Genomic DNA, 19267 nt, shown 5'->3' on the forward strand with positions numbered 1-19267 from the left:
GGTCAGCCGAGCCTGAGAGGACGGCCGTACCCGCGCCGTCGACCCGAGAACTTGACCTGGGTAATGCCAGCGTAAGGACGTGCCAGATGGCGCGGGCGTGGGCGCAGCGAGACGCTGTGGTGTCGTCGCTGTCCGCATGCACCCGTGCCTCCTGGCGACGGCGTGCTGCGTCGCGTGTTCCTCGGGTCACGACACCCCAAGGAGACACCCGTGATCGCCGAGATCCAGGTCCTGCCCCGTCCCATCGGCACCGCCGAGGACCGTTACGCCCACGTCGATGCGGCCATCGCCGTCATCTCCACCTCCGGCCTCGCCTACGAGGTGGGAGCCATGGGCACCACCATCGAGGGCGCACCCGAGCGCATCTGGCCCCTCCTGCGAGAGATTCACGAGGCCACGCTCGCCGCTGGCGCCGAAGGCTGCATGTCCATGATCAAGGTCTCCGGCGCCGCCGGTGACGATGGCCCCTCGGTCCAGGATCTCGTGGGCAAGCACCGCCCGTGACGGCCGATGCCCCGGTCGCCGCTGCCCCGCGCCGCACCTCGCGCGCGCGGGCGGCGGCCATCGGCACCGCCACCGTGGTGGTGTTGCTCGCCGTGTGGGAGGCGGCCGTGAGGTTCGGAGGGCTTCCGCCGTTCATCCTTCCCGCCCCGTCCGCCGTGGCTGCCGCGGCCGTCGAGCAGGCGCCGCAGGCTCGGTGAGCACGTGGCCACCACCCTCACGGAGGCCGCGCTCGGGCTCGCCGTCGGTTCGCTCGTGGGCTGGCTGCTCGCCGTGCTGACCGCGACCGTGCCCACCACCGGACAGGTCGCGCAGCCCGTCGTGCTGCTCAGCCAGACCGTGCCCACCGTGGTCCTCGCACCCCTGCTCATCCTGTGGGCCGGCTTTGGGCTGACCTCCAAGGTGATCGTCGTGGCACTGACGGTGTTCTTTCCCGTGCTCATCGCCGCCGCGAGCGCCATCCGTGAGGTCGATGCCGAACACGCAGACATGGTGGCGGGACTCGGCGGCGGAAGGCGCCACCGCCTATGGCTGGTGCGCCTGCCCGCCTCCGTGCCCGGAGCGCTGTCCGGCCTGCGCATCGCCGCCACCTACGCCGTGGGCGCTGCCGTGGTGTCCGAGTATCTCGCCGGCCAATCCGGCATCGGCGTTTTCATCCAACGCTCCCGCAAGGCCTACGCCGTGGACCAGATCTTCGTCGGCATCGCGCTGATCGCGGCGCTGTCGGGGCTCTTCGTCCTCGCCATCATCGGCCTGCGCCGCGCCCTCACACCCTGGCAGCCGCCGGCTGCCCGACTTTGACAAGGAAACCTTGATGACAACCCTGACCCGCATCATCCCCATCGCCGCCGCGGCGACCCTCCTCGCCGGCTGCTCCGGCGCATCGGCCACCGACACCACCGCCCAGGCTGCCGCAGAAGAATCCACCGAGGTCACGGTCGTGCTCGACTGGACCCCCAACACCAACCACTCCGGTCTCTACCTCGCACTCGCCAACGGCTGGTACGAGGATGCGGGCCTCGATGTGACCGTGCTGGAACCGGGCGAGACCTCGGGCTCCCGGCTCGTCGCCAGCGGCCAGGCCGACTTCACCTACACGGTCGCCGAGGGCCTGCTGCCAGCCCGCGCCGCCGGAGCCGACCTCGTCTCCGTCGCCACGGTCATCGAACACAACACGTCCTCGCTGCTGTCGCTCGCCGAAGACGGCATCGAACGCCCCCGCGACCTCGAGGGCAAGCGCTACGGCTCCTACGAATCTGACCTGGAGAAGGCGATCATCTCAAGCCTCGTGACGTGCGATGGCGGCGACCCCAGCAAGGTGGAGTTCACGCCGCTCGTGAGCGACGACTTCCGGATCGGACTGACCGAGGACCAGTTCGATGCCGCCTGGGTCTTCGACGCCTGGGACACCGTGCGCCTTGGCGAGGTCGACGGCCTCGACGTGAACACGCTCGCCTTCCGCGACTACTTCGACTGCATCCCCGACTGGTACACGCCGCTGATCGCGACCAGCGCCGCGGCCATCGACTCCGACCCGGACACCGTGCGCGCCTTCGTCGAGACCACCGCACGCGGATACGCCGCGGCCATGGAGGACCCGCAGGCGGCGGCCGACGCGTTAATGGACGCAGGCTCCCGAACTCGACCGCGCACTGGTCGAGGCAAGCGCGGTGTGGCTCGCCGACCAGTACGCCGCCTCGCCGTCCGCGTGGGGCGTGCAATCCGAGGCGACGTGGACGGAGTTCTCGACCTGGCTCAGCGACGGCGGCATGCTCGACGGCGACCCGGACGTGGCCGACGCCTGGACCAACGAGTTCCTGCCGGGCGACGCGTGAGCCTCACGGCTCCTCGGGCCGATGCCGGGGCCGGGCGGGGCGGCGACGCCTCCCCGGCCGCGGGGTCTGCGCCCGTCCTCGCGGTCAACGACCTGTCCGTGACCTTCCCGCCACGCCGACGCGGCGACGCGGCCGTGCCGGTGCTCGACCGCGTGAGCCTCAAGGTCGCCGAGGGTGAGTTCGTGGCCGTGCTCGGCCCCTCGGGCTGCGGCAAGTCCACCATGCTGCGCGTCGCAGGCGGCCTGCTGGCGGCCGATGCCGTGGTGACAGGCACGCTCACCGTGCCACGGGACACCGCGGGGCGCCGGGCCACGGCGTGGATGCCGCAGCGCGACGGCCTGCTCCCGTGGCGGCGAGCCCTTGCGAACGCGATGGTGGGGGCGATCGCCGCGGGCGTGCCGCGCGAACGCGCCGAGCCCCGGGCGCGAGCTCTGTTTGAGGAGTTCGGACTCGCGGGATTCGAGCGGGCATGGCCCCACGAACTGTCCGGCGGCATGCGCCAGCGTCTCGCCCTCCTGCGCACCTGCCTTGCGGACAAGCCGGTACTGCTCCTGGACGAGCCCTTCGGAGCCCTCGACCCCGTCACCAGGCGGCGCATGAATGCGTGGCTGGCGGGCATCGGCCTCGCCGAGCGAGCGGGCTCCGCGGTGGTGCTCGTCACTCACGACATCGACGAGGCGATCACCCTTGCCGACCGCGTGGTGGTGTTGTCCGAGCGGCCCGGACGCGTCGTCCTCGAGGTCGGTGCGGCCGACGGCTACCACCGGGAGGAGATTCTCGCGGCGCTCGATGGGCCCGCGTGACGTTCCCCTCGCCGTTCGGGGCGCCAGGGGCGATCATTCCCCTATGAGCATCTACAACACCTGCCCCGTCGAGGACGTGGCACGCTCGACGGCGTTCTACACGGCCCTCGGCTGGACCCTGGAAGCGGACATGTCCAACGATCAGGTGTCGTGCTTCGCCGTGGCCCCCGGCCAGTTCGTCATGGTCGGCAGTCGTGAGATGTATGCGAGCGTCGGTGGCACCGAGGACCTCATCGGGACGCCCGACACTCCGTCGAAGATCACCGTTTCCTTCGACCTGGACAGCCAAGCAGCCGTGGACGCCCTCGTGGAGCGGGCCGCGGCGGCCGGGGCTCGTGTAGGCGACACGGACGACTACCCGTTCATGTACCAGCGCCAGTTCGACGACCCCGACGGCTACCACTACTCCCCTTTCTGGCTGAAGCCCACCGGGTGAGCGGTCTCGTAGGGTGGCCCCATGGCTTCGCCCGCAGCGCCTCGCACCATGCCCGTGACCTTGGGGCGGCTCGCACGAGCCGACGAGTACGACCTTGACGAGGGGCCGCGCTGGGAGGACCTCGACCTGTCCGGCCTGTCGTTTGCTGGCCGGGACCTTGGCGCCGCGGCCTTCAGCGGCTGCGACCTCACGGGCGTCAACCTCGACGGCGTCACCGCACGCAGGCTCGACATCTCGGACTGCGTCCTCGAGTCCGTCTCCCCCGCCGCACTCGAAGCCCCCGACTCGCGCTGGGGTCGCAGCAGGATCGGGCACTCGCGCATCGGCGCAGCGACGCTCCACGGGAGCACCTGGGACCAGGTGACCGTGACCGGATGCAAGATCGGCTTCCTCAACCTGCGCGGCGCCCGGCTCACAGATGTGAGGTTTGTTGACTGCGTCCTCGACGACCTCGACCTCATGGGTGCAGCCCTCGAGCGGGTCGCCTTCGAGGGCTGCACCGCGCGTATGCTCACCGTCCAGAACTCGCGCCTGACGGACGTGGACCTGCGCGGGCTCGACTTTCACGGCATCGACACCGCCAGTGGACTCGCCGGAGCGACCGTCACCCCCGAGCAGGCTCAGCGACCTGGCTCCCCTGCTCGCCGCCGACGCGGGCATCGAGGTGCGCTCGGTCTAGCCCTGGGACCCGTCGAGCGCGTCGACGAGTGTCGCCACTCGCGGCGTTCGTCGTCGCTCAGACCGAGCAGGGGGCGCGGCAAACAGTCGGGAGCGGCGATTCCCAGGTGTTCAGCGATGGCGGCCGATGTGCGCATGCCTGCATGCCTGGCGTTGAGCGCCCACAGCGATGCGAGAGCGGCCGAACGCACCGTCGCGTGCGCACCGTCGCCACGACTCACCGCTGACGCCAGGTCAAGCGCGACGCCGGGAAGCACACCCGCGAGGACGGAGTGCCACACCTCGTAGCCAGCGATCATCGACGCCGCGGCAAATGCGTCTCCGGAAAACCCGACGGCAACGTGCTTAGGGACAATCTCCCGCAACGCGGCATACCGTTGGGCCGCGACACCCGGGTCGTCGGAGACACCGGCCGTCTTGATCCCGGTCACACCAGGAAGCGCCGCCACAGAAGCCAGCAGCGGGTCGTCAAAACTGAATCCAGTGGTGCGAGGGTTGTCGTACACGATCAGCGGGAGTCCGCTCGCCCCCGTCACGTCCTCGTACAGGCCGCTGACCTCGTCGCGAGTGAGCGGCTGATACGACACCGGTGCCAACAGGCCGCCCGCGGCACCCGCCTTCTCCGCGTCCACGGCGAGCGCAACGACGTCACGCGTCGCCGGCGTGCCGATGCCCACGTACACAGGCACGGCGCCGGCGGCATCGATCGCGATACGCAGGAGCCGCATCCGCTCGGACAACCCGAGGTAGGCGTAGCCGCCCGTCGACCCGAGCACCGTGATGGCGTCGACCCGGGCCTCGGCGGCTCGCTTGACCAAGCCGATGAACGCGTTCTGGTCAACGACGCCAGACCTGAAGGGCGTGAGCGGGTACGCGATGACGGCCGCCATCATCTAGCCCTTCAACGCCTCAAGCCAGGCGATCGCGGTCTCGATCAGTGCGAGATCGGACCCGCGCGGGCCCACCAGGCACAGCCCCACCGGACCCTCGTCGAGGCTCCACGAGCGGCACCGACAACGCCGGGCGTCCCGTGATCCCCGCGATCGCGGTCATGCCGAGCGTGGCCTCACGCACCGCCTGCAGCCGCTCGGGGCTCGCATCGAGTGCGGGCGCCACCGAGGACGCGGACGGCAGCAGCAGGATGTCATCGCCCAGGGCGAGGTCCAGCGCGTTGCGCGCCTCGGCCCTCGCCTCGAGTGCACCGGCCTCCTCATCCGCCGTGACGGCCGCCGCCCAGGCGAACCGTTCAGCGACATCGGCCGCGAGCGCTCCGGGGTGGGCGCCGATCCAGTCCTGCCACGAGCGCGCCGCCTCCGCCGACTGGGTGTAGCGGAAGATGCGGAACAAGTCCTCGGGCGCTGGAGTATTGACGGGCTCAAGCGAGGTGAAAACCTCGGCGGCGCTCAACGCATCGATGGCGTCGCCGAGCGCAAGCGCGACCTCATCGTCTGCCGCGAGGAACACGGGACCGGACACCACGGCGGCGTCGCGAGCCACCTCACGCTGGCTGGCCGGATCGAGCGACGCGCGAGCGGCGGCCAGCAGCGTCTCACCGTCACGGGCGAGCCAGCCGGCGGTGTCGTATGAGGGTGCGAGCGGCAACGCCCCCCGCAGCGACACGAGGCCGTGCGTGGGCCGAAGACCCCAAAGTCCCTGGTAAGACGCGGGGACACGGATGGAACCAGCGGTGTCCGTGCCAAGGCCGATGCTCGCCTGGCCCTGCGCCACGGCACTCGCGGGCCCCGACGACGAGCCACCCGGAATCGCCCCCGGCACCGCCACGTTGGGCGGCGTGCCGTACGCGGCATTGATACCGGCAATCGAGTACGCGAACTGATCCGTCTGCGCGATCCCCACGACCGAGGCACCAGAGCGCGTGAGGGCGGCGACCGCATCGGCCGATTCCTCCTCGACGTCAGCCTCGGCGAGGAAGGCGGGAACGCCACCACCGATCGCCTGTCCCACCACCGCGTAAACATCCTTCACCGCCACGGTGTGGCCCGCGAGCGCACCCGAGGGCGCGCCGGGGGCGAGGGGATTGCCAAGCACGCGCCAGACGCGAGCGTCGAAGGCGGTCGCGGGTGCCGCGACCTGTGCCGCGTGAATCACCCACCCACCAGGCGTAGCGCCGTCTCCCTCCACCGCACCGGTGCGGCGCCACAGCCTGCGTCACCATGCCTCGCCCGCCCCGGTCGGGCGCGTTCACCGTGGTGACCCACGCATCGGCGTCGGTGATCATGCGCACGTGAGCGTCGGTCACCTCGCGGCGTCCGGCGCCGCCGCGCCTGCCACGGAACCGGTCAATCTGGTCGCGGCCCACCAGCAGCCCACCCGCATCCGCGCGCAGCGCATCCGGGCCTTCCACAAAGAACCGGCTCAGCACGTCGAGATCGTCCTGCGCGAGCGCCGCCTCATACAGACTCAGCGCGCTCAAGAGGTCCTCGGGCGCCTCCTGACCCTCCGGCACGTGAACGCGCGTCATGCCTGATGAGCCTGGAAGTCGGACTTGCGGATCATGGCGTGCACTCCTTGAACGAGGTCGACCACCTGCGAGATGCGGAAGTCGGTGGCGGCGGACAAATAAGCGTAGGCCAGGTGCGGCTCCATCCCGTGCCGCGCACCAAGGATCGCGATCGCCTGGCGCACGCACGCCCGCATCGCCTCATCGAGATCCGCGTCCATACCGGTGGGAATGAGGAACTCGGCGGTCTCGCCCAGCGGCCCCGCAAGGCTCGCCAAACGCACGCAGCGCCTGGCGCTCACCGACCAGGCTCCAGGGTGACCGTGGCACGCAGCGAGGCCTCCAACGCGGTCAGCGCCACCTCGCCGTCACCCTGCGCAAAGTGCGGGTCACCCGCATAGAACAGCGCCCCCGCCACCTGAACGGGCAGGTACACCGTCGAGCCCACCGTCAGTTCCTTGACGTCGATGTTCCCGCCGTGAGGGCCGGGCGGAACGGAGTGGACGCGCTCGGACGTCGCCGTCGCCACGCCCATGATGCCCAGGAACGGCGCGAGCGGGAAGCCAGCCACCGCACGGCCACCCTCGCGGCCGGGAATCCAGCCGCGCCAGGTGCCCTGCGCATCGGCCGCAATGGGGGTGAAAACCGACACGTTGCCCGTGCCGACGGGCATCTCCCCCGGGAGCGCCCCGCGGCCATGGCGGTTGGAGATGACGCCGTAGGGGACGCGCGGGGTGAGGTCCTCGATAGTCACGGCAAGGAGGTCGCCTGGCCTCGCACCGTTGACAGCGATGGGGCCGGTCACCACGTGAGGGCCGTCACGCTCGGGATCGCGGGCGGCCGATGCGGCAATCTCCCGCGCCTCCTCCAGCACCTCGTCGCTCGGCACGCCGTGGGAGGCGAAGAACCGCTCCGGGTCAGAGCCCTGATCCGGCAACAGCCCCTCATGCGAGAGGGTGTCGAGCACCACGCGGGTGCCGGGTTCCACGGTGAGGATCGGGGCATCGGCCTCACAGGGAAGGCGACCCCAGAACGTGGTCGCGGCCGTGACCGGAACGTAGGTGGCATCGGCCACTGCCTCGCCGCGGCGCAGCACTCCTGCGTAGTCGCCCACGTGTCCCCTTCCCCAGGCACCCGGCTCGAGTGCCCTACTCTGGTCCGAGACTACCGGCGGTCCTCGGCTGGACGGCCGGGAGCACGCGGCCGCGACCAGGAGGAATGATGAGCGAGCGACTGCGCCGCGATCCCGCCAAGACCCACCTTGGCCTCATGCTGGCCTTGACATTCTCGACCGGCATCATCGACGCCGTCGGCTATCTCGGCCTCGACCGCGTCTTCACCGGCAACATGACCGGCAACGTGGTCATCCTCGGCATGGGACTCACCGGCGTCGACGACCTCCCTGTGGTGGGACCGATCATCGCGCTCGTGGCGTTCATGGCGGGTGCCGCCGTGGGCGGGCGCACACTGCGCACCTTCGATGCCGGCTGGTCGCACAAGACCACCGTGCTGTTCTCTGTGGTGGCGGGGGTGCTCGTCGCCGCTGCCGTGGTGGTGCTGGTGGACTCGCATCCCGCCGAGCCGCTGGCACTCACGGTCACGGCGGCGCTCGGTGCCGCGATGGGCCTCCAGGCCTCGGTCGCGCGCCACATCGCCGTCAAGGACGTCACCACCGTGGTGGTCACGTCCACCATTACCGGGCTCGCGGCGGACTCAGCGGCGGGAGGCGAGGGCCTCAATTTCTGGAAGCGCCGCATGGGCGCCATCCTGCTGATCGGCGCGGGCGCGTGCACCGGTGCGCTGCTGCTGCAGTGGCACATCGGCGCGGGCATGCTGCTTAGTGCGCTCATCACGCTCGTGGTGGTGGTGTTGGGTCACCGGTCACGGCCCGTCGTGGTGCGCGACTGACGGGTCTTGCGCTGAGCGCTGAGCGCTGACGTTCCTGCGTCGAGGCTGTAAGCGCAAGAGCCCGGACCGCAGTGATGCGGTCCGGGCTCCTTCGCGTGTGCCGTGCGCCGGAGTTAGACCGCCGACCAGCCGCCGTCGGAGGGCAGGATCACGCCGTTGATGTTGTGCCCATCATCCGAGAGCAGGAACGCGATGGACGCCGCCAGCGACTCGGGCCCCACGGGCGTGGGCAGCACTGCCATGGCCGTCTGAATGCGCTTGGCGGCCATCGGCGAATCGAACGATGCCTGGATGCCCGTGATGACCGGGCCGGGAGCCACGGCGTTGATGCGCAGCCCCTGCGGCCCGTAGATGAAGGCGCTCGACTTGGTGATGCCCACCACGGCATGCTTCGAGGCCGTGTACGCCAGGCCCGCCGCGGAGCCACGCAGCCCCGCCTCCGAGGTGATGTTGACGATCGAGCCCGCGTGGCGCTCCAGCATGAGCGGGATCACCGCGCGCGACAACTTGAACAGGCCGGTGGCGTTGACCGCCATGACCTTGTCCCACATCTCGTCGCTCACCTCGTGAAGCGGCGTCATGTTGTCCATGATTCCCGCGATGTTGGCCAGGCCGTCGATGACCTCACCGGCCGCCGCGACGATCGCGTCGACGTCCTCCTGGCGGGTGATGTTTGCCACGACCTTCACGATGTCGAGGCTCGGGTGCTCGCCGATGAACTCGTCGAGACCCGTCTCGTTGAGGTCCACCGCGATCACGCGGCCGCCTTCGCGGGCCACACGGCTCGCCGTCGCGCGGCCGATGCCCGAGCCGGCCCCGGTGACGATGATCGTCTTGCCCGAGAAGCGGCCCTCGGTCACCTTCTCCTCGAAGTCGGGCAGTTCGATGGTCTCGTCTTCCTCGACCGTCGCCTGGGCCGATGCTTCGGCAGGCTCCTGGTCCGCCGACGCGGGATCGTAGGCCTCGGCCATGGCGACCAGTTCCGCGATCTTCTCCTCGGAGAACTGACCCTTGCTCATGGGGATGAGACGCTTCATCGCAAACCCCTGCACGGGCTTCGCCTGCGACGCATCCTGGCCCGCCTCGGCGAGCGTGCGGCGCAGGACCGGTCCGCCCTGGGGGTGCGCCAGCCAGTCCTTGATCTTGGTGTCGCCGCTCAGTGGCGGGTAGCCGCTGGTGGTGGCGGCGTCGTCCGTCGCGGAGGCCGCAGCCTGCGCCGTCTTGTCCTTCTTGCCAAACATGGTGCTCCTACGTCAGTGAGGGGGTGAGGCGGCGCGCGGCGTGCTTCGCGCCAAGGTAGCCGAAGACGGTGGCGGGGCCGATGGTCGAGCCAGCACCGGGATAGGTGCGGCCCATCACGGATGCCGTGGTGTTGCCCGCCGCGTAGAGACCCTCGATGGGGACACCGTCGGTGGACAGCACCCTGGCGTGCTCGTCGGTCAGCAGTCCGCCCTTGGTGCCTAGATCGCCGGGGACGATCTTGAAGGCGCGGAACGGTCCCTTCTCAAGCGGGCCGAGGTTGGGGTTCTTGAGTGACGGGTCGCCGTAGTAATTGTCGTAGGCGGTGCGTCCGCGCTCGAAGTCCTCGTCGACACCGGTGCGGCAGAACCCGTTGAACCGCTCGACGGTGGCCCGCAGGACGTCCCAGTCCATCCCGAGCCTTGGCCGCCAACTCTTCGAGCCTGTCCGCCTCGACCACGGTGCCGCCCTTCTTGAGCCTTCCCGAGCCCCTGGATGGCGACGTTGTTGAGGTACTTGCGGGCGTGACGGCGCTCGGTGAGCATCCACGAATGGATGGCCGGCACCGTCTTGTCGCGCTCGAGGATGGCGTGACCGACATCGATGTAGGCTCGCGGACTCGTTGCAGAAACGCTGGCCCGACTGGTCGACGATGATCGAGTACGGGTCAGAGCGCTCGTTCACGGAGAACTGTGCCTCGCCGTCGGGCATGAGAATGGAGGCACCCCACCATGCGTCGTCCATGAGCGCGAGGTCGGCGCCTGCGTCGATGCCTACCTGGATGCCGGTGCCAAGGTCACCCTCGGGGGCCGAGGTGTAGCCGTCGATGCCGTGGTGCTCGCGTCGCCATTCCTTGTTGCGCGCGAAGCCTCCGGTACCGAGCATCACGCCCGCTCGGGTGCCGATGCGCTTGGTCCCCGCGGGCGTGGCGACCTCGGCACCCACCACCACGCCGGCATCGTCCTTCACGACTCCCGTGATGGGGGTGCGGAGCCGCACCTCGACGCCCAGGTCCTTGGCCGTAGCCATCAGGTGGCCCGTGTAGGCGCCGCCGAAGCCGTAGTACTTCTTGCCCGTCACGACTCCACGAAGGGTGCGGCCCACGAACTGCGCGCCACGCCAGAAGCCGTCGCGGCTCGACCATGCGCGCGTGAGCAGCCAGACGTCGTCGGTCTTGATGGGGACCGGGAGCCGAGCGCGCGACGATGAGAACCAACTGCCGAGGCGCTTCGAGTCGAACGGCTCCGTCTCGATGGCGCGGCCCCCATCCATGCCACCGGGCTTGTCCGGGTAGTAGTCCGGGTAGTCGGCGCTGAGTGCCCAACGAATGCCCAGTCGCTTCCAGTCCTCGTAGACGACGGGCACGGTGGCGATGTAGGCATCGCGGCGCTCATCGGAGCCTCGCAGGCCCCACGTCACCGATCACGGTGTCCATGTACTCACGCACCTTCTCGGGAGAGTCTTCCTTACCGAGGGTGTGCATGTCGGGGTGGTTGGGCATCCACAGACCGCCGCCCGAGATGGCGGTGGTGCCGCCCCATCGGTCGGTGCTCTCGACCACGAGGACGCTGAGTCCCTCGTCTGCGGCGGCGATCGCGGCACTCAGCGCCGCGGCTCCACTGCCTGCGACCAGCAGGTCGACTTCCTCGTCCCACTTCTGCTCTGCCATGTGCGCGCCTCCTCGTTGCACGTCAGACCGGACAACACTGTCCGGTGTCTAGTCTAGGCACATGACCAAGGTCCCAAAGACCAACCGTGGGCCCGTCGCCGGACCCGCCAACCGGGCGGCACTCATCGCGTCCGCGCGCATGGAGTTCGAAGAGCGCGGCATCGACGCACCCCTGTCCGCGATCGCGAAGCGAGCCGGCGTGGGACAAGGCAGCCTGTACCGCCACTTCCCCGACCGCGTCTCCCTCGCCGTCGCCGTGTTCGAGGAGAACATCGAGGAGATCGAAGCGCTCGCTGCGCACGGCGACGCCTCACTGCGCGCCGTGACAAACCTCGTCACCCACCAGGTCGAGGGCGCGAGCGCGCTCATTCAGGCTCATCGCCACCGAGCGCGCCGATGCGAGGGTGGAGCACATTGCCGCACGGCTCAGATCCGTGGTGGTCGCCGCGTGGGAGGCCTCGCCCGAGCCGCTCCCCGATGGCGTGACGGCGGACGACGTCATGCTGGCCATCAGCATGGTCGCGACCACCGTCAGCCTCGCGCCGAGCCAGGACCGCCACCGCCTCGCGGAACGCGCCTGGGCGCTACTCGGCCCCGGCATCGGTCGTGGCGCGGCGCCCCAAGGCGCCCCTCACGCCTAGGCCGACTCGCGCTCCACGAGCCGAGTGGGCAGCACCGTGGTGCGCTGACGGTCCGAGTTACCAGCGAGGACGTCCAACAGGATGTCTGCCATCTCACGTCCCATCTCGACCGAAGGCTGGCGCACCGTCGTCAGGGGCACCTCGCAGGACTTTGCCGCGGGGCTGTCGTCGTAGCCCACGATCTTCACGTCATCGGGAATCGCGTACCCGCGGTCGAGGAACACCGGCATGGCGCCGCTGGTCATGAGATCCGATGCGACAAAAACGCCGTCAACCTCGGGATAGGTCTCGATCAGTTCCCGCGCGGCGCGCGCCCCTCCGATGACGGAGTAGTCACCGTCGATGACAGGGCCCGGTGTGAGGCCAGCCTCCTGAAGCGTGGAACGCCACCCCTCGACGCGATCGAGCGCGCTCTGCATCGACAACGGGCCCGAGATGGTGGCGATGTTGGTGCAGCCGCGATCAACCAGACGCTGCGTGGCCGTCACCGCGCCATCGACGTTGTCCACATCCACGACCCAGCCGTCGACGCCCTGCAGCCCGGAGCGGCCGCCGAACACCATCGGCAGCATCTGCCCGATACGCGACAGGGACGTGTCGAACGTGTGGTGCGACACGACCACAACACCATCGACCGCGCCGCCCGCGAGGTAGCGCAGCATCTTCCCCTGCGGCGCGTGGTCCGCGACCATGAGGGTCAACACATAGTCCGACTGCTCGAGCCGGTCGTTGATGCCGGCGACGATGGACGCGAAGTACACGTCGCCAAAGAAGCGAGTGGTGTCCTCGGGGACCACCAACGCGATCGCGTGCGACTGCTGGCTGGCGAGCGAGCGGGCGGCCCTGTTGGGGACGTAGCCGAGGCTCGGCGATCGCCTTGCGCACGGCAGCAGCCGAGTCTGGATGGACCTTGGGAGAGCCATTGACCACGCGCGAGACAGTCGCGCGTGACACTCCTGCCAACGCCGCGACCGCCTCAAGGGTGGGCGCGACGTGGCGCATGTAGGACCGTTCTGATGCTCCCGGCGAGCGGGGGCGGCGGAAGTGCCGCCCCCTCGCTCGCCATTGAGCGCGCGGACGCCGGGTGCCTGTGTCATGGGCTAGCCCTTGACGGCTCCAGCCATGATGCCCGAGACCACCTGACGACCCGTGAAGATGAACAGGATCAGCAGCGGCACGGTGGCGAGCAGCACGCCCGCCAGCACCAGCGAGTAGTCGACGAAGTAGGCTGGCCTGCAGAATCGACAGCGCCACCGGCAGCGTGGGGTTCGACTGGTCGAGCACGATGAACGGCCAGAAGAAGTTGTTCCACGACTGTACGAACGTGAACAGGAACAGCATGGCCGCCGCGGGACGGACCGCAGGAATGGCGACGTGCCAGAACGTGCGGATCATGTTGCAGCCGTCCACGCGTGCCGCCTCAATCGGCTCGGTCGGCAGCGACTGCTGCATGTACTGGGTCATCCAGAACACGCCGAACGCGGTGACGAGCGCCGGAATGATGACGGCCCACAGCGAACCCGTCCAGCCGTAGCGGGACATGATGATGTACAGCGGAACAACGCCCAGCCTGGACCGGCACGGCCATGGTCGCGATGACGGCCACGAACAGCCAGTTGCTGCCCTTGAAGCGCAGGCTTCGCGAACGCGTAGCCGGCGAGCGTCGAGAGGACCACGGTGGTGATCGACACGGTGGTGGACACGATGAGCGAGTTGCCCAGCGCCTTCCAGAAGTTCACCGCATCGGCGTTGATGACCGTCGAGGCGTTGGCGAAAAAGTTTCCGCCGGGGAGCCACGACATATTGGGGTCACGGATGGTGCTGGCGTCTCCCGAACCGATCAGGAAGGACCAGTAGAACGGGAACAGGGAGGCGATCATCACCGCCGCGAGCGACCCGTAGACGAAGTAACCCGGTCGGCTGAGGTTGACCATTCCCTTGCGCTTGGTCGCCATCACTTGCTCCCGGACGAATCAGACGAGATGAGCCTTTCGTGTCAGCCAGAAATTGAGCAAGCCGAAAGCGAGAATGATCAGGAACAGCAGCCACGCGATTGCCGCGGCTCGGCCGAAGTTCAACTGACCCCATCCCGTGTTGTACATGTACATGGTGATCGTGAGCCACTGCTTGTCAGGACCACCGGTACCCGTGGTGTCGAACATGCGCGGCTCGTCGAAGATCTGCAGACCACCGATGGTCGACGTGATGATGACGAAGATCGCCGTCGGGCGGATCTGCGGCAGCGTCACGGAGAAGAAGCGGCGGGCCTTGCCTGCGCCATCGATCGCGGCGGCTTCGTAGAGCCTCGCGCGGGATGGCCTGCATGGCGGCCAGCAGGATCAGGGTGTTGTAACCGATCCAGCGGAAGTTCACCATCGAGGCGATCGCCAGGTGGCTGGGAATGACGTCGACGTGCCACGCGATGGGGCCGATGCCGATGAAGCCAAGCCAGTGGTTGATCAAGCCATAGGTGTCAGCGAAAAGCCTGCGAGAAGATCAGCGCGACGGCGACCGGCATCATCACGTAGGGGACCAGGACGCCCATGCGCCAGAAGGTCCGCATCCGGAGATTGTGGTCAAGCATCGCCGCGATGAAGGTCGCGATGATCACCTGCGGCACGGAGGACAGCAGGAAGATCGAGAAGGTGTTGCGCAGCGCGATCCAGAATTGACGGTCGTTCAGGACGTACTGGAAGTTGTCCCAGCCGAGGTACTCACCCGTGTTGCGGATGGTGTCCCAGTCCATGAACGAGATCACGGCGGTGTAAATGATCGGGAACAGGCCGGTGAGGCCGAACACGATAAAGAATGGTGCGATGTAGAGGTACGGGGACGCCTTGACGTCCCAGCGCCCGAGCCTTGTCGCGCCAGGTGTACTCCTGAGCGCGGCGGGGCTCTACTTCAGTGGTTGCCATGAGGTTCCTTCGGACGGTCGCGGCGTGGGTGGTGACGGGAGCGGATCCGGGGCGCCCCTGAGGAGGGGCGCCCCGGTCCGTGAGGTGTCGGTGAGATTAACCGAGCGCCTCGATCTCGCTCACTGCCTTGTCCCAGGAGGTGGCCACGTCGTCCGTGCCGCCGTCAACGCGAGTCAGGGCGTCCTGGATCGCGGTGTTGACCTGGAAGTAGAACTGGCCCTTGTACGGGGCGGCAGGCACGGCCGTCGCACGGTCGGCGAACAGCGTGCCGATCGGGGCGTCGTTGAAGAACGCGTTCGTGGCGTCGGCCACGGCGGGGTCTTCGTAAGCGGCCGGCTGGCTGGGGTAGGTGCCCGCGTTGGCGAACGCCTTGGCCTGCTGCTCGGGAGCAGTCAGCCACAGGGCCGCTTCTTGGCCTCGTCGACGTTGGCGCCGTTCGAGGGAACGGTCAGCCACGAGCCGCCCCAGTTGCCACCACCGTTGGGGAACACGTTGGCGATGTTCCAGTCGTCAGCGGCGTCGCCGACGTTGCCCTCGATGACACCGAGCATCCACGGCGGGCAGAGCATGGTCGCGTAGTCACCGTTCGACATACCGGCGTTCCAGTCCTCGGCCCACTGCGTGAAGCCGGTCGACTGGTCGGCCGCCGCGGCGGTCGCCTGCTCGTAAGCGGCCTTCACGTCGGCGTTGTCGGTGGCGATGATCTCGCCCGTGTCGGCGTCCTCGAACGCGGGGTTGATCTGACCGATCATGCCCTGCCAGATGCCGACGGTGGAGTCGAAGAATGCCTTGCCCGTGGCGTCGGAGTACTGCTGGCCGACCTCGAAGAAGTTGGCCCAGTCACCGGTGAGGAGCTCTGCGACACCCTCGGGGTCGCTCGGCAGGCCTGCCTCCTCGAACAGCGAGGCGCGGTAGCAGACGGCCTCGGGGCCGACGTCGGTGCCGGCGCCGATGAGGCGACCGTCAGCGTCGGTCGCGTCCGCCACCTTCGACTCGAGCCAGCGGCCCTCGGTCTCAGCGGAGGTGAGGTCCTCGAGGAGGTCCGAGTACTGCATGACCTCGGGCATCCAGTCGACCTCGATCATCTCGACGTCAGCGAGGCCACCGGGGCCAAGGCTTCGTGAAGAAGTTCGTGCGAGCGTCACCGGACTCGGCCTTGCGGTCGTAGGTGATGGTGACGTTCGGGTTGAGGTCCATGTACTCCTGGATCAGGTCGTACTCGTAGTCAGCGTTGGGCTGCTCGACACTGTTGTAACCAGGGGTGTTGAAGGTGGCCAGGGTGAGGGTAACGGGCTCGCCCGATCCCGCGTCCTCGGTGGCCGACGTGGACGACGAGCCTGGTGGGCTCCTCGGTCTCGTCGTCGCCGCTGGAGCAACCAGCGATGGTCATAGCGAAGACAGCGGCACCAGCGGTGAGAGCCAGCGTCTTCTTGCGGCTTGTGAAGGCTCACGTTCACTCCTTTGTGAGTCCTGTGGATGTGACCAAGATTCGCAGTAGAGAGCGCTCTCTCGTGCGTGAGAGCGCTCCCACGAATCGAGATGACGGTACCCCCGGCCAGGAGGGCTGTCTATCCAGATCGGCCGTTTCAAAACGTTTCGATACCGTTTCGTGACCTACCGTGATCGAAACGTTGCGACCGGGTGGGCGAAAGCCCCAAAACGGGCCTCTCACCTGGGACCGGTCCCAGACTAGATGTTGCCGTCACCACGGCGCATCCACCAGGAATGCGCCAGCCGGAACCACCGTTGCGACAGAGGTGAGAGCCATCGCATACTCCGCCTTCGGCGGCCCCGACGTCCTGAGCCTGACCGACCTCCCCGAGCCCCACCGAGGTCCCGACACCGTGGTGGTCGAGGTGAGGGCGGCCTCCATCAACCCCGTCGACTCGTATCTGCGGGGTGGACACCTCGAGGGGCTGCTCGACACGCAGTTCCCCGCCGTCCCCGGGTGGGACGTCGCTGGCGTCGTGGTCCAGGCCGGGCTCGACACCCCCGAGTTGCGGGTGGGTGACGAAGTCTTCGCCTACGCGCGCAAGGACACCGTCGGGGCGGGCACGCTGGCCGAACGCGTCGCCGTCCCGGCCCGTACGGCAGCGCTCAAGCCCACGTCCCTGTCCTTCGTGGAGGCGGCAGCGGTGCCACTGACGGGTCTCACCGCACTGCAGACGCTGCGGCGCGCGGGAGTCGGCGAGGGCCACCGCGTCCTCATCCACGGCGCCTCCGGCGGCGTCGGCACCTTCGGCGTGCAAATCGCGCGCCACCTCGGCGCCCACGTCGTGGGCACCGCATCGGCCGCCAACCATGATTACCTGTGCGACCTTGGCGCCGAGCCGATCGAGTACGGCGCGAGCCTTGTGGAGCAGGCGTCCGAACACGCTCCAGATGGCTTTGACGCCATCATCGATTTCGCCGGAGGAGCGTCGCTCGACTCCGCGGCCGCACTCCTCGCTCCCACGGGCGTGGTCGCCTCGATCGCCGATGCGCGGGCCGCCACGGAACTCGGCGGCCACTACGTGTGGGTGCGACCCGACGCCGATGACCTACGGACCCTCGCCACGTGGATCGATGCCGGGCACCTCAGGGTCGAGGTGGCGCGCACCTATCCCTTAGAGCAGGCGGCGGACGCGTATCGCGACCTCGCGACGGGGCATACCCGCGGCAAGATCGTCGTCACCGTGCCCTGAGTCGCTACAGCGAACGCCCCACGAGGGTTGCCTGGCCGAGCACCCTGGTGCCCTGATAGACCACAAGGGACTGTCCTGCGGCGACCCCACGCATCGGCTCGTCGAGCTCCACCGTGAGCCTGTCGCCGTTCCTCACCACTGTGCCTGCCGTCGGCGCGCCGTGGGCGCGAACCTGTGCGTGGCAGGCCACGGGGGCATCGGCCGCGACGTCGGGGGCGAGCCACACCGTGGCGTCGCCGACGAGGGTCGAGACCGACAGCAGCGTCTCGGGCCCCACGGTCACCACGTTGCGAGTGGTGTCCACCCCAGTCACGTAGCGGGGGCGCCGTCGGCTGCAGGACGCCCGATGCCGAGGCCCTTGCGCTGGCCGACGGTGTACGCGTAGGCGCCCTGGTGAGCGCCGACGACGGCGCCCTCGTGATCGACGATGTCGCCGGGACGCTCGCCCAGTTCTCGCTGCAGGAAGCCCTTGGTGTCGCCATCGGCCACAAAACAGATGTCGTACGAGTCCGGCTTGTTGCTGACCCCGAGGCCGCGCGCTGCCGCCTCGGCGCGAACCTCTGACTTTGAGGACATGTCCCCGAGCGGGAACAGGGACCGCGCGAGCCTTCTCCGGTCCCATCACCGCGAGAACGTACGACTGGTCCTTGGCGGCGTCGCGGGCACGGTGGAGTTCCCGCACCCCGTCCTCACGCGTGACGGCGCGCGCGTAGTGCCCAGTGGCGACGGCGTCGAAGCCGAGGACTTCGGCGCGTTCCAACAAGGTGTCGAACTTGATGTGCTCATTGCACCGCACGCAGGGGTTGGGGGTGCGGCCGGCCGCGTACTCGTCGAGGAAGTCGCGCACCACCAGATCGTGAAACTCATCGGAGAGGTCCCACACGTAGTACGGGATGCCGAGCTTGTCGGCGGCGCGACGGGCGTCGTTGCTGTCCTCGATCGAGCAGCATCCCCTCGCGCCCGAGCGGAACTCGTCGCGGTTGCGGCTCAGCGCCATGTGGACGCCCACGACGTCGTGACCAGCATCGACCGCGCGCGCGGCCGCGACGGCAGAGTCGACTCCACCGGACAGGGCGGCAAGCACGCGCATGGGGACCTCCTCGGATTGCGGCCCGTCCATGGTACGTGGGGTGGCGGGCACCGCGGGCGCGCGCGCCCCGTATCCTTGTTCCCGCGCGCGAGTGGCGGAATTGGCAGACGCGCTGGATTTAGGTTCCAGTGTCCTCGGACGTGCGGGTTCAAGTCCCGCCTCGCGCACCCTTTCCTGACTTCGGCGCCGCCCTGCGCGCCCTGCGCCCTGCGCCCTGCGCCCTGCGCCCTGCGCCCTGCGAGTCACTAAGTGCCCACTTTCGCGCCGATCCGCGCACTCAACGACTCGCAGGACGCCTCTCGCTCCCAATGTCTCGACACGCGTACTACATCTGTCGTAGTATGCGAGAAGTAGCATCGACGGCATCGGAAGGGAGGCTCCGTGATCAGCGCAGACGCCATTCGGGG

20 protein-coding genes, 1 tRNA gene and 5 pseudogenes are annotated in these 19267 nt (G+C 68.7%); 11 read left to right on the plus strand and 15 right to left on the minus strand.

Annotated features, from left to right (window positions below; genetic code table 11):
* Positions 1-210: 210 nt before the first annotated feature.
* The 6 genes and pseudogenes from QQK48_RS03540 to QQK48_RS21160 all read left to right on the plus strand — a co-directional run.
* Complete coding sequence (locus QQK48_RS03540; RefSeq protein WP_284327496.1) at positions 211-504, plus strand: thiamine-binding protein; 294 nt, start codon at positions 211-213, stop codon at positions 502-504.
* Positions 501-701 carry a hypothetical protein gene (locus QQK48_RS03545; RefSeq protein ID WP_284327497.1) on the plus strand — a complete coding sequence of 67 codons (201 nt, stop codon included), beginning with the start codon at positions 501-503 and terminating at the stop codon, positions 699-701. The genes QQK48_RS03540 and QQK48_RS03545 overlap by 4 nt, the downstream gene beginning before the upstream one ends.
* Before the next feature lie 4 nt (positions 702-705).
* A complete protein-coding gene (locus tag QQK48_RS03550) occupies positions 706-1302 on the plus strand; it encodes an ABC transporter permease (protein WP_284327498.1) in 597 nt (198 codons plus the stop codon).
* A 13-nt stretch (positions 1303-1315) separates the two neighbouring features.
* On the plus strand, positions 1316-3139 hold the full coding sequence (locus QQK48_RS03555) for an ABC transporter substrate-binding protein (RefSeq protein WP_284327499.1): 1824 nt from the start codon (positions 1316-1318) through the stop codon (positions 3137-3139).
* Positions 3140-3182: 43 nt separating this feature from the next.
* The gene (locus tag QQK48_RS03560; protein ID WP_284327500.1) at positions 3183-3575 is read left to right on the plus strand and encodes a VOC family protein; all 393 of its coding nucleotides are present in this window, start codon (positions 3183-3185) and stop codon (positions 3573-3575) included.
* A gap of 48 nt (positions 3576-3623) precedes the next feature.
* Positions 3624-4061: pseudogene (locus QQK48_RS21160) on the plus strand (pentapeptide repeat-containing protein); the annotation flags it as partial.
* A gap of 134 nt (positions 4062-4195) precedes the next feature.
* On the opposite strand, the gene QQK48_RS03565 reads toward QQK48_RS21160, so the two are convergent.
* The 5 genes from QQK48_RS03565 to QQK48_RS03585 are packed head-to-tail and all read right to left on the minus strand — an operon-like array spanning position 4196 to position 7828.
* Complete coding sequence (locus QQK48_RS03565; RefSeq protein ID WP_284327501.1) at positions 4196-5146, minus strand: dihydrodipicolinate synthase family protein; 951 nt, start codon at positions 5144-5146, stop codon at positions 4196-4198.
* 16 nt (positions 5147-5162) lie between these two features.
* Positions 5163-6245 (minus strand): amidase family protein, encoded by a 1083-nt coding sequence (locus QQK48_RS03570; RefSeq protein WP_348523746.1) that lies wholly within the window; start codon positions 6243-6245, stop codon positions 5163-5165.
* Entirely contained in the window at positions 6169-6735 is a 567-nt protein-coding gene (locus QQK48_RS03575; RefSeq protein WP_284327502.1) for an AtzH-like domain-containing protein, read from the minus strand. The genes QQK48_RS03570 and QQK48_RS03575 overlap by 77 nt, the downstream gene beginning before the upstream one ends.
* Positions 6732-7016 carry an acetamidase/formamidase family protein gene (locus tag QQK48_RS03580; protein ID WP_284327503.1) on the minus strand — a complete coding sequence of 95 codons (285 nt, stop codon included), beginning with the start codon at positions 7014-7016 and terminating at the stop codon, positions 6732-6734. The genes QQK48_RS03575 and QQK48_RS03580 overlap by 4 nt, the downstream gene beginning before the upstream one ends.
* Positions 7013-7828 carry an acetamidase/formamidase family protein gene (locus QQK48_RS03585; protein ID WP_284327504.1) on the minus strand — a complete coding sequence of 272 codons (816 nt, stop codon included), beginning with the start codon at positions 7826-7828 and terminating at the stop codon, positions 7013-7015. The genes QQK48_RS03580 and QQK48_RS03585 overlap by 4 nt, the downstream gene beginning before the upstream one ends.
* 107 nt (positions 7829-7935) lie before the next feature.
* Here QQK48_RS03585 and QQK48_RS03590 point away from each other — a divergent pair, with 107 nt between their 5' ends.
* The gene (locus QQK48_RS03590) at positions 7936-8622 is read left to right on the plus strand and encodes a YoaK family protein (RefSeq protein WP_284327505.1); all 687 of its coding nucleotides are present in this window, start codon (positions 7936-7938) and stop codon (positions 8620-8622) included.
* A gap of 113 nt (positions 8623-8735) precedes the next feature.
* Here the strand turns inward: QQK48_RS03590 and QQK48_RS03595 are convergent, their stop codons facing one another.
* The 3 genes from QQK48_RS03595 to QQK48_RS03605 are packed head-to-tail and all read right to left on the minus strand — an operon-like array spanning position 8736 to position 11530.
* The gene (locus QQK48_RS03595; protein ID WP_284327506.1) at positions 8736-9863 is read right to left on the minus strand and encodes an SDR family NAD(P)-dependent oxidoreductase; all 1128 of its coding nucleotides are present in this window, start codon (positions 9861-9863) and stop codon (positions 8736-8738) included.
* A gap of 7 nt (positions 9864-9870) precedes the next feature.
* Positions 9871-11280 carry an FAD-binding protein gene (locus QQK48_RS03600; RefSeq protein ID WP_284327507.1) on the minus strand — a complete coding sequence of 470 codons (1410 nt, stop codon included), beginning with the start codon at positions 11278-11280 and terminating at the stop codon, positions 9871-9873.
* Entirely contained in the window at positions 11252-11530 is a 279-nt protein-coding gene (locus QQK48_RS03605) for an FAD-dependent oxidoreductase (protein ID WP_284327508.1), read from the minus strand. Before QQK48_RS03605 ends, QQK48_RS03600 begins: the two co-directional genes overlap by 29 nt.
* Positions 11531-11591: 61 nt before the next feature.
* Between QQK48_RS03605 and QQK48_RS03610 the strand changes: the two are divergent.
* A pseudogene (locus QQK48_RS03610) lies at positions 11592-11777 on the plus strand (helix-turn-helix domain-containing protein); the annotation flags it as partial.
* A gap of 157 nt (positions 11778-11934) precedes the next feature.
* A complete protein-coding gene (locus QQK48_RS03615; protein ID WP_284327509.1) occupies positions 11935-12171 on the plus strand; it encodes a hypothetical protein in 237 nt (78 codons plus the stop codon).
* Here the strand turns inward: QQK48_RS03615 and QQK48_RS03620 are convergent.
* The 6 genes and pseudogenes from QQK48_RS03620 to QQK48_RS03640 form a co-directional block, all read right to left on the minus strand.
* A complete protein-coding gene (locus tag QQK48_RS03620) occupies positions 12168-13094 on the minus strand; it encodes a LacI family DNA-binding transcriptional regulator (protein ID WP_348523425.1) in 927 nt (308 codons plus the stop codon). The genes QQK48_RS03615 and QQK48_RS03620 overlap by 4 nt on opposite strands.
* Positions 13093-13173: pseudogene (locus QQK48_RS18975) on the minus strand (LacI family DNA-binding transcriptional regulator); the annotation flags it as partial. The gene QQK48_RS03620 and the pseudogene QQK48_RS18975, both read right to left, overlap by 2 nt.
* Positions 13174-13271: 98 nt before the next feature.
* Positions 13272-14126 (minus strand): annotated as a pseudogene (locus tag QQK48_RS03625) (carbohydrate ABC transporter permease).
* Between the two features lie 18 nt (positions 14127-14144).
* Positions 14145-15031: pseudogene (locus tag QQK48_RS03630) on the minus strand (carbohydrate ABC transporter permease); the annotation flags it as partial.
* Positions 15032-15182: 151 nt separating this feature from the next.
* On the minus strand, positions 15183-15542 hold the full coding sequence (locus tag QQK48_RS03635; protein WP_284327510.1) for a type 2 periplasmic-binding domain-containing protein: 360 nt from the start codon (positions 15540-15542) through the stop codon (positions 15183-15185).
* Positions 15479-16171, minus strand: a complete 693-nt coding sequence (locus tag QQK48_RS03640; RefSeq protein ID WP_284327511.1) for an extracellular solute-binding protein — start codon at positions 16169-16171, stop codon at positions 15479-15481. The genes QQK48_RS03635 and QQK48_RS03640 overlap by 64 nt, the downstream gene beginning before the upstream one ends.
* 672 nt (positions 16172-16843) lie before the next feature.
* Between QQK48_RS03640 and QQK48_RS03645 the strand changes: the two genes are divergently transcribed.
* A complete protein-coding gene (locus tag QQK48_RS03645; protein WP_284327512.1) occupies positions 16844-17770 on the plus strand; it encodes an NADP-dependent oxidoreductase in 927 nt (308 codons plus the stop codon).
* A 4-nt stretch (positions 17771-17774) separates the two neighbouring features.
* Here QQK48_RS03645 and QQK48_RS21165 read toward each other — a convergent pair whose 3' ends face one another.
* Positions 17775-18860 (minus strand): MnmA/TRMU family protein, encoded by a 1086-nt coding sequence (locus QQK48_RS21165; RefSeq protein ID WP_431308286.1) that lies wholly within the window; start codon positions 18858-18860, stop codon positions 17775-17777.
* Between the two features lie 85 nt (positions 18861-18945).
* Here QQK48_RS21165 and QQK48_RS03665 point away from each other — a divergent pair.
* A tRNA-Leu gene (locus QQK48_RS03665) sits at positions 18946-19027 on the plus strand.
* Positions 19028-19267: the final 240 nt, after the last annotated feature.

Source organism: Demequina litorisediminis, from assembly GCF_030161615.1.
Classification (GTDB): domain Bacteria; phylum Actinomycetota; class Actinomycetes; order Actinomycetales; family Demequinaceae; genus Demequina; species Demequina litorisediminis.